Origin of the sequence: Clostridium sp. AM25-23AC (assembly GCF_003435125.1) — a bacterium.
GTDB classification, from domain to species: Bacteria; Bacillota; Clostridia; order Lachnospirales; family Lachnospiraceae; genus Pilosibacter; species Pilosibacter fragilis.
Genome location: NZ_QWGI01000046.1, coordinates 1 through 14,145, shown reverse-complemented (window position 1 = coordinate 14,145; position 14,145 = coordinate 1). Strand labels below are relative to the sequence as shown.

Sequence of the window (14,145 nt, the reverse complement as noted above, 5' to 3'; positions counted from 1 at the left end):
AATATGGCGAAAACCACCCCGATTCATGAGTTCATGCTCTATGACATGAAATCCAAACCGGAATATGAAGCCAACATCGTAGCAGCGGAGATCTTGATGAACAGCGATGAAGTCCTTCGCTACATCTATGAATATGGATACACAGCCGAGCAGATCGCCAGCGCGATGTCCACCGACATCAATCTGGTTGCGCTGAAGGTAGCACACTTGGCTACACTTGGCTATAATTTGCACGCACCGGAACATGAAAGCAACTTTTTGAAATAACGTATCTTCGAGGAGCCTTGACCGGCTCCTCTTTTTTTGCAAATTGTGCAGATGCCGTCTGCACAATTATCAGCCTAACATCTGCATGTGATAGAGCTTCACTTTTTCCTCGAACGGCAGTCCCGGATCAATGCCAACTTCTTCCCACATCACACCATACGGTGCGCCGCCATCTGTATATCCGGCGATAAAAGCAAAACGATCATCGCATTCCTCATACAGTTCTGCCAGCCGTTCCCGTTCTTTCGCTTCCCGCTCCATTCTCCGTTGCCGAAGCCGCTGTTCTTCAGCCCGTTGACTCCAAGCTCCTGCAAATCTTTAGCGGCAGTCACAGCATCCACATGAAAGCGTTCCCGGTAATGCTTGTTCATCTTTTTCGGTGAGCCGGTATAGGTGAGCAGCCACTGCTTACCTTTTCGGAGGCGTGCTTCCTTTCGCTCAGCCTTCGTCAGTTTCTTTTTCTTTGCCATTTACGGAATCTCCCGGATTTTTTGCTGATGATTTTGGATTGCGCTTTTTCGGTGCTGTCAGCTCATGGCTCAAAGAAAGTAGGTCTTTGATGGCATCATCCAGTTCCGGTTTGCCAAGCTGAATACTGCCCCATTTTTCCTTGTTCATGTGATAGGCTGGAAAATAGCCGTCCTGCCCGCGAAGAGAACCGATCAGCAGAGGATCACTTTTCACATTGAGAACATCAATGATGCCTGCCTCCGGCAATCCCAATTTATCAGCAGATACTTCCAGAACCACACCATACCATTTATTATTGTCGTTGTGCCGCAGCACAGCATTCCAGTCGTGCCAGGGGTACTCCGGCTCTGTGCCGTACTGCTGACGTATCCATGTAAATAATTCTTGTCGTGTCACTCCATCGCTTCCCCGCTGTTTTATGTGTGGTTTTGTGCAACAACCTGTTGCACAAAGTTTTGCCTCAGATAACTCTCCGCACTGCATTGATATCAGAAATCATCCAGCGCAGCATCTATCTCTTCCAGCCGGTCAATCCAGCCCAGATCAGATTTCTTTTTGGTTGCTGGTCTTTTCTTATCACCGCCAACCACTTCAAACCGTTTCTCTTCCGTTCCGAACAAACCTTTCACCTGAATTCTGAAATCTGGCTTGTTGTTGGTCAGTCCTTGCATGAGCTGCACATTCTTGTATCTGGGCAGGAGGATTTGACAGATAGCCTGAATGTCTTGCTCCTTAATACACGGTGCCGCCATGAACTTTTTCGTTATGTAAGGCTTTATATCTGCCAGTACCTTCGACATAGAGGCTTTCTTTCGAGCATCAGTCATAACAATTCCTCCTTCCTACCGATTTTTGTCATTATCCCTTGCTATATTTAACCAGCAATATATCTAAGAACTTTACCCAGACAATCTCTGCTGTTATCCGTAGACACCTGTTGATTACTTCCTGGTGCGTTAAGGGGCAGCGCTCCCCACATAAAATGCTGATTATAACAATCTAAAAGAATCCTCTCGTATGTACCTGCTGCTGAAGTTGAACTATCCCCAGAGGAAAGCCATCTCCAATTTCCTATTGCTTGATAAACGAAGCTGTCAATAACGATTCCTGACAAATGGTAGCTTCTAAAATAGTTATCTCGCACATATCGTAGATGCTTGCAAGTATCAAAAAGCAGTCCATTACTGCTTATATTTTTGTCTTTCATGGCCTCCTGTTCTGCTTTCGGATTAGTTGAACGCCAATTCCCACCCATATTTGTATCTGGATATCTGTATGAGCCATCCCAATTTTTAAATGCCGGCAGAATTTCAAAAAACATTCCATCTGAAAAATTGATCTTCACAACCTGTCCATCTGCTCTTACTTCACTTCTTGGATACGGAATAAGAATAGCCTGTCTAACCGCTTGCAGAAGACGAGATTGACCATTCCCATAAACAGAATTGAACTGGTTGTAATATGATTCCGGCAAGGACATCAAAATGTCAATATCGCTTGTATCTATGGCAGTTCCTCTTCCATAGGAACCAACATATATACTATTTTGTCTATCGCTTGTTATATTCCAAAATTCACGATTCATTGCTGATGTTAAAGTGCAATATCTTTTTGAAATAAGAGAACGGCTGTCAGCTGATATTACTTCTTCATTTCTTTGAACATACAAACTCAATGTGTTCATCCCCCATTTACTCATTTTTTCTCAAATGCGCCGGAAGCATCTTGTTTAATTCCTCCTGCGTAAAGAATTGCTCTTCATTTGTTTTAAGCGCAGCTTGAGCAGCAGCATAACTTTTCCCATCAGTTAAAGGTGCAGCACAGTAGATTTCCGAACTTTCATCCAACAGTTCATCTCTTTTGCACACTATTTCTTCAATACTGATTTCGTCAAAGTCTGTCAAAAGTGACAAATATTTTTCTCTTATCTTCCACAGCTTATTCGCAGTCTTAATATGATCGGTTTTTTCAGTGGAAATATCTTTATCCTTCAGATAGCTTGTTAGAGCAAGAAGTGCTGTTGAACATAGCCCCCCAGCCCATAACAGTATTTGTTCATTTGAAATGAGCACTCCCAAAAAGCCGCCTGTTGATATTGCTGATAACCCAATCTGTCCCCATTTTATCCAAAAATCACGCTTACTCAACCGATCAGCCATCTTAAAATGACATGTATAGGTATATACAAGTTTTCCATATTCCTCTTGTATTTGAGAATATAGTTTTTCACGGTAATCCAGCGAACTTTTCTCCATTGGCGCATTTCCTCCCTACCTTTGGTATTACTCTACCCCCAACGTCTTAAACACCGCATCTTCCGCACTGCTGTAGAAAATCAGATTTAAACTTCCTATCAACTCCGGTAGCACGGTGCCAAGGTCTGCTTCTGGCACTCGCAGCTTATGGGCAGAAGCTTCCAGAGCTACCACCCCCGCAGAAGCTGCGACATTTTTTCTCTTTTATCCAATACCTCTGCGCATTTGTCCCAATCCTCGGTTTCGGGCGGTATAGTCTCATATTTGATGGTAAAAGGATTCTGATGCGGCATTGAGTTGATACGTTCCATGGCCTGCTCAATATTATTCGTTGCAACATCAATCCAGACATCTTCGAGCGTATCCGGTATTTGACCGAACATATCGTAGATGTCATTCAGACGCTGAGACAGGACCTTGTGGACCTTGTCTTCCACAGAGTCCTTATAGCGCAGATTGTAGATGGATACGCTGTCGCTCATCTGCCCGATTCGCTGAATACGACCTTTTCGCTGCTCCAACCTTGTCGGGTTCCACGGCAAGTCGAGATTGATAAGGGTGGAAAGCGTTTGCAAGTTCAGACCCTCACTGGCAGCATCTGTTCCGACCAGAATCTTAATCTTACGTTCTTTAACCTGAGCTTTAATGTCATCTTTCAAGAGTTTATGAAAAACACCATTCTCGAAATAGCCAGACTTATCACCACCAGCATATAGACCGATAATGGTTTCCGGAATATCTGTTGAAAGAGACTCTGCCAAATGCCTTGCACTGTCAAAATACTGAGAAAAAATGATGCATCCCTTATCTTTCCAAGGTGTTCTATCGTCGCGAACGCCTTCTGTCAGAATGGATAATACTTTTTCATACTTAGGATCTTTATCGCGATTCAGTGTAAGCATCCTGACAAGTTCACGGAGAAGTTCTGTTTCCTCCGGCGTCAGTTGTTTGACCTCACTGTAGGCTTCTTCATCCTCTTCATCGTCCTCAAAAAAAGTGTCAAATTCTTCAGCAAGTATTTGCTTACCTTCATCAGTCCAGGCCAACATTTTCTTTGCTGTGGCCTCACCGGCAAGGATCGTGCTACCGATACGTTTCAATATCAATGTGGACATAAAGCCACCTGCCTTCACCCGCTGAGACAGAAGGGAGCAGAACTCCTGAGCCTTTTCGTATGCCTGCCGCAGATATCCTTCTAATGGTAGTGCATCCTGATCAGTCTCTCCATAAAGAACAACTTCAATCTTCTTCAGATACGGTTCTCCTGTTTTTTCGTTGATAGTATTTTCAAGATATTCTCTTGTACGACGAACGATATGGCGTATGTATGGATTATAATTCCGGACAAATTCATCTGTAAAATACAATGTTCGTATCTTGTTCTGGGTTGCACGGCGCGCATCTGTGTAGGTCTCCGGTGAAAGTACAAATTCATCATCACCGATATCAAGATCATTTCGCAGTCGAGAAATTCTGCCAGAAGAATCCCTTTGCGGAAAAGGGTTACGCATAATATCCCACATAGCAGCTTCGCTTTGAGGAGGATTTTCTTTTCCACACACCATGTCTAGCATAGTCTGTGGATGCCTGTGCCACTCACTGTACTGGTTTCCCATAACCTTCAGATTTGGAATACTCAACGAATTGATCAGATCAAAAGCCTCTATTGTATTCACCTGTACCGGTGTAGCGGTCGCAAGTAAGAGACTCTTTGTTTTAGTGCTGATCTCATTGATAAATTGTAACAGGAAATTGGGATCGGCCTTATGCTTGTCCGCATCTTTGGATGGATTTCGTCTGCGTGCCCGATGTGCCTCGTCCAAAATAACGCACTCATAACGCCCTTGCAGCAACAACTTTGCGCTTTCTGTCCGGCGAGCCACAAGCCCCTGAGACACAATCCCGACTCTACGAGGACAGCGCAGAATGGAGCGTAGCCCGCTTTCCGGATAGAAATATCCCGTTTCATCTTGCCAGCCATTTCCCGTCCAAACAGCGCTTGGCATATCCAGTAGAGACTTCATTTCATCCTGCCACTGGAAAACCAATGTTTTGGGTACGACAATCAAAATCGGGGCATCTCCGTAGAGTGCCATCAGCTTTGCTGACATAGCAAGCTGAATTGTTTTGCCTAGACCCACCTGATCAGCGAGAAGAAATCTTGCTCCGTCTTTCGTCTGATGCTCGCGGAAAGCAAGTTCAACAAAGTACTTCTGATGCTCCCATAAACCGAATTCTTTGCGAAAAACAGGTTCTTCTACCGCAGCAGCCGAAATCTCATCAGTTGCATGTTCACGCCAGTCGTGCAGCGGCACAATACGGCGCTTAGAGATTCGATCAATATCCTCCACTACAAAATCACAAAGATTTACCGCATATGGGTTATTCCAGAAGAAATCAAACTCTGACTGCACCCATGCGACAGCATCTGGAGAATCATCTTCCCAAACCATCTCGTAGTTTAAACTGAAGGCACTTTTTGTTTCGTTAATGCTGCCGATAAAGCTGGTCTTGCTTCCGTCATCGTAAGTGATGACACCAGCTTTTCCGTGCATCAGGCCATAGACCTCGTCAGGAATGACGCGAACTTCCAATTTTCCACTGACAAGCAGACGATGCAACCGTACAAGCCGCTCTACACTCTTATCTGAGGTATACTTTTCCTCCGGCTCATATGCGCACCATTCCTGCTTCATTTTCTGCGCATGACAAGCTACAGTCACATCTTCCTTCGAAAGGCCCGAATTGCAAACCACTCTGACCGTACCGCTGACAGCTTCAATGGATTCTCCGGCAACCTCCAGAATTGACGAGCAAAAATATCCGGCAATTCTATCGTAGTTCTTTGCTTTGACCAGTTTTTTATTTAAGAATGCCTCATCCAGCTTTTCATTTCTGGAAGAATACCGTTTCACCATAATACCTCCATTACACGCCGTCGTGCGTCACAGCGGCAAGCAGCAGTTCTGCCATTTCAGCACTTTCCGTCCAGTGCGGCTGCATATTACTGATGTCTTTTATATCCACGAGGAAAGACAAAATCTTGCCGATCATTTCTCGCTTATCCCAATAGTTGTTGAGCTCATTTTTTATAAATCCAAGAGCCTTCTGTGGATTCATTTCTTCCTTGATGCCCACATAGATTCCATGAAATACCGTGCGCATAATCGAATTTTCAAAGTCCGGCACATCGCCCATAGTGCGACCAGCCATCTCGAAAGGAGTCTTGAGTCTTGCTGTATTGGCGCGCTCATTTGCCATCAGTTGGCTATAGCCGCCGATAGAGAAGCCCCTTGCGAACTCCTGATAAGTGCTGATCTGGTAATTGCCGCGCTTTTCGCTTTCCAGTCCCTTAATATAGAATTTCTCAGCGCTGGTCAGGTCTCTCCAGAGAAAGCTTGAGAATTCCGTCGGAATTACACAGTCAAAGGCAATCTTCTTAGCATTTTCGATAATACTAACGATCTTACTGCCGCTCGGATTAGAGATAGCTTGATTCAGCTCGTAATCAAGATCCAGATCTTCAATCGTGGCATAGGAAGTCAGCGCCTTCAAAGAGGCGGCATACGCTGCAAGCACATAGTCTGGGTCAGCGAAGTTCGGTTCTTCTTTGTCGTCCAATGCCTGCATGCTGGCAATCTGATTCTTTACCTCGGTGCGGATATCCGCATTGATTTCATCGAGGAACGCAAAGTCTCCTCCTGTCTGCTTGCGCAATACAAGCAGGACAGTTCCCTTTACATAGTTACCGTTCTTCAGTCCACTGGCATCTGTCTCTGTGGCAATATTCCATGCCGCTGTTACCTTAAGCCCCGCTTTCCACATGATGATGGCAAGCTGTGCCCAGACAGCTGGATCAGAATGAGTAAACATAACCACCTGCATACCGTTGTCGCTCATATGACGTGTCAGATTTGAGTAGATATCGATCATAGTCTGACTGAAATGCTCATCTCCACGTACCGCCAAAATGCGCTTGCTGTCTGCATACCAATCTGGGAATGCCTGCATCAGCAATTTTTTATCCCAGGCAAGGAAAAATTCAGAAAGTTCATGATAGTTGACCGCATCGGCATAAGGAGGATCGGTAATCCAGATATCGCTTTTGCTCTTAACATCGCGCGCATCACAAAGCATTACTGTTGCTGTGCCCTTAGCCGGTTCACAATCAGAAGTCCGGAACCAAAGAGTACTTATCATAGTTAGACTGCGAGTTCCCCAGTTCATAAGAGTATTTAGCGCTTGATTATAGAAAGTCTGCTCCGATTTGTCACAGTTAGGATTCCATCTGCATAGCTTCGAATTAAAATCTGCACACTTGTTCAACCCTAAAATTCCGGCTGCTTTTTCAAGCGGCGTATTTGCTTCTGCCGTATATTTTGCAAACAGGCTTAACAGTAGCAATTGCCGCGGGTTAAAAAGCTGATGCCAGTATTTCCAACCACGTTCGCGCATAAGTCTTGCTGTTTCCATTCCCTCCTCAATAGGCATGGACGGCACAAACCCTTGCTCCTGCCAGGAAACAAAATTTTTCCTGACATTATCACGGATTTTCTCTTCATTTTTGTTTTCTCGCTCACCTGGCTCAATGTAATACCGAGTGCTTTTTGTTTTACCATTTGGTAAAACATCTATATGTTCATATCGCACCGCGTAGAGACGCTCAGTAAAGATATCATCTGTACGTGGCTCAAATTCTGCCTCATTCCACAGATGTAAACCATATACTGTATTTCCATTCTCGTCTGTCGTGTCATGTCGTAAAGCAGAAATCGGAGTGCTTTTGCCGCAATGTGGACAGATCATCGCGTTATTTCGTACTGTTCCGTTTGCCTGTGCCGCAGATATGTCCTTTGCAGTTACGCCGCTACGGATTTTGAAATTATAACGTTTGTTTTGTGGCTCCTCTATTAAGTCAACAACCACTTTGCCTGCTCGTATGCCTACAACAAGGGACGGGAGCAACGGAACTTTCCAGCCACATTCAGGGCACACAGATTCCACGCAGTACAGATACGACAAAGCCCTATCTCCGCGTTCATTCATTTCAACGCCAAGGTCAATGATTTCTTTATTAACTTTGTTGTAAACCTCTTTTTGAAATTTCTCGATGATGTTTCGTTCTTCCTTTGACGCACCGCAAACATGCACATCTGCCCACGTTAATAAACCTGCAACTGGATTCAAGTCACTTGCATAAGCATCGCATCCAATTCTTGCCGCCTCAAAAGGTATCGAACCTCCACCACAAAAACAATCACCAACAACAACGTTTCGCTGAAAACTACGATCAGACAATTGCCTAATCAATTCGGATAGTGACTTTGCAGAAGTTCCCAAATGATGATTTATTTCATTCCACGTCTGCTCATCATCAAGTTCAATATGTTCCGGTCGATTACACATAGCAATTTTCTCGTCATAGCTAAGCGTCTCAAACACAGCCGCCTCTATTTCATCTCGGGGAGCCTCTCTGTCGAGCTTGACCTTATCGCCAGAAACATCGAAATGCATTTTAAACCTTGAAAACTTTTTATTATCGCAAACAGCGTCATATAACTCGCCAATAGAAAAACTCTTTTCCTTTCGCGCAAGAAGACCTTTAGAATCCATGCTCATCAATTTCAAAAAGATTTCCGTATCTTTTTTCGGATTATCACTCGCAGGCATCAGACATCCGAGAATTGCCGCCCGAACCAGAACCAACGGTTTTCTTCCCCACCACTTACCTAAGCCCGTGATGGTCTGACCCTGAGATGATTTTCTCTCTTTATAACTTTCTTTACTCATTTTCGAGACTGGAAATTGTGTCTCAATAAAAGATAATGACTGATCCACTATTTATCTCCTTCCATCAAATCCATCAAGCTCAGCTGACGATACGGTCTATCGTCTACAGGGTTTTCGCAAAGAGCATACCTTAGAGCTACACGCCAACCACGTTTACTATCATTGATAGCACCGGTACTGGCATTTGTAATCGTATAAAGCCACCAACGTTCCTCCGGCTGCAAGCCCAGCCAGTTACGAAGTGCTGTCGGTATTCCAGATGGGTCATTATTTTCTATCGCCCAGAGAAGCACCATCAGTTCCTTTCCAAACCGTTTTTCCACCGGAACGCCACCATTGATAAATTTGCCCACTGGTAATTTATCCTGCTTGAGTCGACCATTAAATTCATTCGTCACCGTGTCAACAATCATTTTCCATTTATGCCTGGATAATTCGAGTTTAAGAATATCCTTGCGTTGTATTTTCTGCTCGCCTTCCTCTTCCCAATGAAACCGCTCATAAACAGAGATTCTATCATCCATTGCCTGCGTTGATGGAATCATGACATAGAAGTGGTTTTCTGATTCAATGGGATTAAAACCAAATCCTATGTAATCTTTTCTCACTGAATGATTTCTCCTTCCTTGCGAAGTCTGTCCAGATCGATCTTCATGCGGTTTGCCCAATCAATGAAATCTGCGCCTTTGATAAACAACATTTCCTTATATTCAAAAGTCACAACCGACTCACGATTTTTAAAGTTGGTCTCGCGAATCAAGTCGATAATGCTCTGTAGATCTCCAGGCAGATAGGGGATGTTGGCCGTATATTCGATATAATTATCTTCATTACTTTTTTCATAAATATAGGCACTACCACCTTTAAGGAACAAATTATCAATCTTTGAAAGTGCTTCTATCTCTCGATAAGCACTTTCAGTATCTTCAAACTTTCTCATTTTGTGCCAAACAAGACGGACAGACTTGTTTTCGTCAATCTTTTTCTGTGTAGCAGCTCTGCCGGAAGTTTCCACAGCAATATTCTTAGTATCAATCAGCTGACCGTTATAAAACGTAGCCGTGCGGACAAACTTACAGTCCTCTGGCAGAACAATCTCGCCGTTATAAATACCGCCATTTTCTTTTGGCTCACTGCCATCGGTGGTATAACGCACTTCATATTTACTATTTGTTGCAAGTTCCATCACGCGGCCACTTGGCGTAGTACGCTGGTCATACTTAAGCGGAACTTTTCCGAGAAATTCTGCAACAGGTCCTGTCTTTCGTTCGCCGGTCGGATCGATGCAAATAAAACGAAGACTCGGTTCCTTCGTGACAAACACGGTATCACTCACTTCATTAGATGCAGAAGTAGGGTCAGCACCAATATCATAATAAACGCGTCCGCCTACACCGTGAACACGCAATGTGAACTCCTGCTTGGTTTCGTCATAAGCCGTCTGAGAAACAGTCACACTGGTCGGATCTTTTTCAAAAGGCCCCTTCACCAAATAACCGCCGATTTCCCTCCATTTATCTTTTTTTAGACAGTCTGCACGAAGGCTGTCCAACTGATCCGGATGATACCACTGCCACGAGGTTTCTGTCGCAGCGCGTCCTGTAATCTGACTGTACATCATTTCCTTTGTTGTGAAGAGACGTGCCTCGCATTTTTTCCGAAGATTCTCCATAAAAGCATCATCTTTGGAAAACGGCTCATACTTCATAGCTTCTCTTAGAACAGCTATGATTTGCTCCTCACCATCGAACTTATTCCCTTTAAATTCCAATTTAAAATCAGATGAAATAATTCCATTTTTCGTCGGATAATAGAGCGTGATGAACGTTTCTCGAATCGTCGAAAGCAACGCCTGTAAAGCCTTATCATTCTGAACTTCAGCTTCTCTGTACTGCTGGTCAGTCGCGGAAACTCCCTCACTCTTCATAGTATCAAGAATGGACTGAATTGCCTTCAGTTTCTTGCTATTCGCATAAAGCTTTTCCATAACGCTTCTATCACCAGAAAGAAACATAACCCTATTCTTATAAGAGGTATTTTGATAGAATGCTTCCAGATCCGGATGCAATTTGTTTCCAGGATAGGGTTCAAAAATCACGAGAGAAATTTTATTCTCATCCAACTCAATTTCATCAATTGCCGGCAAAACAAACAGTTGCTCGTAACAAGTTTTCAGTTTCGGTGCAAAGTTATCCGCAAGGAGCTTTTTCAGTTCCTTTCTTGCGTTTTCATTAGTATAGGAATCCACAAGAGTGTTCATTTCCGCAACCATATTCTTGGTATTTTGGAAATATAAGCGTCCCCGATTATCAGTCTTCATATACCAGCACAATGCTTTTAACTCTTCAAGAGCTGTCTTCATCACGCTGATATCAACATCCGGTGCAGCAATAAAACCCATGACATCGGCCTCGGTCAAGCCGAGAATACCATGAGTAGCCGTAGAAAGTGAGGATACCAACAACATCTTTGCCAGCTGCTGTGCATAGTCCCTATTATCTGCACGGTCAGCATCAATACTCTCCGCAATAGAAAGATTGTTTTGGGCAATATCATGGCTGATTGCGTCCTCCAAAGATGGCTTGATTTGACGGAACATCGCCATCAAATTTGAGTTGTTCAGGTTCACATCGTAAACATTAATAAGATACGTGCTGTCCGCTTTGCCGCTTTCATAAATCTCGCGAATAATCTGGCGCATCAGCTTAATAAGGCCACGAGTCTGCTGGAAATTTTGATTTTCCTTAAAACGTGCATAGAGATCTTTAATAGACGGATGAAACGGATAGGAATCCACAATTCCCTTATATACAGCTTCGCCCGAATATGACGTAAATCCCAGTTTTTTAGCATTAGCAACTGCATCTTTATAGGCTACAGCTATATCGTTTCTGTGTATTGCATAACCTGACGATTTATCAATATCTTCAAACAGTCGTTTGCGTAGAATAGAATAAATCTCATCGCTATTCAGCGCAACCGGAGCAATTTCTATTGCGATACGGTTTGCTTCCTGTTCCAGCTCACGAAAGCTGGATTGCAAAAGCTCACTGCCGGATTCATATGCTGCTTTCAAATCGGAGAAAACAAGGCAGACATTAGAAAGCTGTTCTTTGCCCAGTGCACTAAACAAATTAGCCAACGCTGTCATTGTAACTTTGCTCAAATCGGAATTTCCGACTGTAATAGACTTCGCGTTTTCAAGATATGGTGGAAGCTCATCAAACAAAATCAGAGTCTTTTCGCCCTTGAGCAAGTTGATCCATGCGCTTTCTCCCGGTGCTTTCAACGGGGAATAATATCCACTGAACATTTCCTTCTTACCAAGTTGTTCAGCAATGCTCCCCCATATGCCAAAATCAGCATTTTCTCTTCCTGAAAACGTAACGACCTTGATATCTCCGATTCCGGCATACTCATTGCCCAGTACCTTGACGCGAAGATCTTCATCACTTGCCAGCAGAGCAAGTGCCAACATACTATGCGTTTTACCACCGCCCATTGCTTGCGTCAGTTTCACAACACCAGTATCAGATTCACCGCGAAAGCGTTTAAAGGCAATGTCAAAAAGCATTGTCATGCCCTGAGTTTTAAAGTTTTCTTCAAAAAATTTTGCCTTATCAACTCGACCCTCTGCAAAATCAGAAAGGTTCAACACATCATCTCTTACTGTATCAGAAAAAACCGACTCACGAGGTTTCAACATATCCCGTATCGTTTTCATTTTCTTATCTCCATTCATTTCATTTAATATATTCAGTAAAAAGCCTCCATCAAGGCTGCTCTATATCCTCTTTAACAAACTCCACTATGTCACCGATATTGCAATTTAATACTACGCATATTTTTCGGAGTGCTTCCATGGAAACATCTTCACCTCTTCTAAGCTTTGTCATCGTGCTTGACGATAATCCGGTGGCTTTATGTAAATCACCTTTACTCATTTCTTTATCAACCAAGAGTTTCCAAAGCTTTTTATAGCTTGCCTTCATGTCTTACCTCCCCTTCGAGTCAGATCTTGTTCAGTTGAATTAGACGCAATAATACAATCTGAGTTAATGATGCCACAGTTTTGTCGTTTCGTCAAGACAGCTCCTTGCAAAAGCGTTGTATTTAACCGAATTTTGATCATCAATATTTATTATACGACGCTCTTCTGCAAGCAGGGCATTCGTGACACGAAAGCGATTTTCTGCTTGTTGGGGAAATTCCCCAATCCCCATAAAACGCTGCCTGCGGCATCGGGCTGCGCATCCGTTCCGGATGCTTTAACGGCAGTTCCTGCCATAGAAAAAACCGGAGTGAATCATCACCCCGGCTTCAAAAATATTTACTTGTGCTTGCCGTCTCCACGCTTTTTGTAGTCCTCGTCTATACGCTTTTTCCAGTCTGCGCTCAGCGGGGCACTGCACCGGACAGAGCTGATTGCTTCGCTGACCACCTCATAATTCAACGCAGTTCCTTCGCTGTCACACTGATAGTTGACTGCACGATCTGCGCCGATTCCGAACTGACTTGCAGCCTCTACTGCGTCAATATTAGCACCAAGGAACAAAAACTCCCAACCGTATTTCGCTTTTTGCCGCTCGATCATGGAATCGCACCGCCGATGGTAACCCGTTCTAATCCGCTCATGGAACCGCTGCGGTCTAAGATAAAAACGAGCTCTGTTAAATTCTTTCCCATATGCTTGTCCTCCCAAAATCTCGCCCTTGCGGGCTCGCTGTCGCGGTATTCGCCAAGGTTTCGAGCAAGCTCGAACTTTGGCTCATTACACGCGCATATGGCTATTCGTTTTCGTACCTTACAACCATAGTATAGCGATTTTCTTTTGTGGAGTGGTCGCATGGAAAGCGACATTTCTTTGTCCTTGTGCTCCGATCAGACTCTGGTCAAAAGCAAACAGCTTTCCTCTAATCTAATATGCCTTTCAGTCAAAGATCACGATGTAGACCATCATCTCATTTTCCAGCAGGAATGTACTGATGATATCGACTGCAACCTTCAGAGCCTGGTCTTTAGGATAGCCGTAAATGCCGGAGGAAATCAGCGGAAAGGCCACCGACTGACAACCATTTTCTTTTGCCAGGTTCAAAGATGTCCGATAGCAGGATTCCAGAAGCTCCTGCTCCCGATGCTTGCCATCCCGCCAACGCGGGCCGACTGCATGGATCACATATTTGCAGGGCAGTCGGTATCCCTTTGTGATTTTTGCGCTGCCGGTCTCGCAGCCATGCAGCGTACTGCACTCTGCAAGCAGCTCCGGTCCGGCGGCACGATGAATGCAGCCGTCCACACCACCACCGCCCAAAAGAGACGTGTTGGCAGCATTGACGATTGCGTCAACGCTCATTTTTGTAAT

The 14,145-nt window shown here is 44.1% G+C and carries 11 protein-coding genes and 3 pseudogenes; 1 reads left to right on the top strand and 13 read right to left on the bottom strand.

Annotated features, from left to right (window positions below):
* A pseudogene (locus tag DW677_RS16780) lies at window positions 1-267 on the top strand (toxin); the annotation flags it as partial.
* A gap of 149 nt (window positions 268-416) precedes the next feature.
* Here DW677_RS16780 and DW677_RS16775 read toward each other — a convergent pair.
* The 13 genes and pseudogenes from DW677_RS16775 to DW677_RS16720 all read right to left on the bottom strand — a co-directional run.
* Window positions 417-737, bottom strand: a complete 321-nt coding sequence (locus tag DW677_RS16775; RefSeq protein ID WP_242992218.1) for a hypothetical protein — start codon at window positions 735-737, stop codon at window positions 417-419.
* On the bottom strand, window positions 706-1,221 hold the full coding sequence (locus DW677_RS16770) for an MmcQ/YjbR family DNA-binding protein (RefSeq protein WP_242992216.1): 516 nt from the start codon (window positions 1,219-1,221) through the stop codon (window positions 706-708). The genes DW677_RS16775 and DW677_RS16770 overlap by 32 nt, the downstream gene beginning before the upstream one ends.
* A gap of 5 nt (window positions 1,222-1,226) precedes the next feature.
* Window positions 1,227-1,565 carry a hypothetical protein gene (locus DW677_RS16765; protein WP_117567867.1) on the bottom strand — a complete coding sequence of 113 codons (339 nt, stop codon included), beginning with the start codon at window positions 1,563-1,565 and terminating at the stop codon, window positions 1,227-1,229.
* 47 nt (window positions 1,566-1,612) lie between these two features.
* Window positions 1,613-2,422, bottom strand: a complete 810-nt coding sequence (locus tag DW677_RS16760; protein ID WP_117567868.1) for a nucleotidyltransferase domain-containing protein — start codon at window positions 2,420-2,422, stop codon at window positions 1,613-1,615.
* Window positions 2,423-2,429: 7 nt separating this feature from the next.
* Entirely contained in the window at window positions 2,430-2,993 is a 564-nt protein-coding gene (locus DW677_RS16755) for an SLATT domain-containing protein (RefSeq protein ID WP_117567866.1), read from the bottom strand.
* 167 nt (window positions 2,994-3,160) lie between these two features.
* Window positions 3,161-5,911, bottom strand: coding sequence for a phospholipase D-like domain-containing anti-phage protein (locus tag DW677_RS16750; protein ID WP_117567865.1), 2,751 nt, complete (start codon window positions 5,909-5,911; stop codon window positions 3,161-3,163).
* A 10-nt stretch (window positions 5,912-5,921) separates the two neighbouring features.
* Window positions 5,922-8,831, bottom strand: coding sequence for an anti-phage-associated DUF1156 domain-containing protein (locus tag DW677_RS16745; protein ID WP_117567864.1), 2,910 nt, complete (start codon window positions 8,829-8,831; stop codon window positions 5,922-5,924).
* Window positions 8,831-9,391, bottom strand: a complete 561-nt coding sequence (locus tag DW677_RS16740; protein WP_117567863.1) for a DUF3780 domain-containing protein — start codon at window positions 9,389-9,391, stop codon at window positions 8,831-8,833. Before DW677_RS16740 ends, DW677_RS16745 begins: the two co-directional genes overlap by 1 nt.
* Window positions 9,388-12,507: a DUF499 domain-containing protein gene (locus DW677_RS16735; RefSeq protein ID WP_117567862.1), complete on the bottom strand. Its 3,120-nt coding sequence runs from the start codon at window positions 12,505-12,507 to the stop codon at window positions 9,388-9,390. Before DW677_RS16735 ends, DW677_RS16740 begins: the two co-directional genes overlap by 4 nt.
* A 49-nt stretch (window positions 12,508-12,556) precedes the next feature.
* The gene (locus tag DW677_RS16730) at window positions 12,557-12,775 is read right to left on the bottom strand and encodes a helix-turn-helix transcriptional regulator (protein WP_117567861.1); all 219 of its coding nucleotides are present in this window, start codon (window positions 12,773-12,775) and stop codon (window positions 12,557-12,559) included.
* A gap of 63 nt (window positions 12,776-12,838) precedes the next feature.
* Complete coding sequence (locus DW677_RS18565; protein WP_207658990.1) at window positions 12,839-13,006, bottom strand: hypothetical protein; 168 nt, start codon at window positions 13,004-13,006, stop codon at window positions 12,839-12,841.
* 107 nt (window positions 13,007-13,113) lie between these two features.
* A pseudogene (locus DW677_RS18950) lies at window positions 13,114-13,377 on the bottom strand (hypothetical protein); the annotation flags it as partial.
* 339 nt (window positions 13,378-13,716) lie between these two features.
* Window positions 13,717-14,145 (bottom strand): annotated as a pseudogene (locus DW677_RS16720) (macro domain-containing protein); the annotation flags it as partial.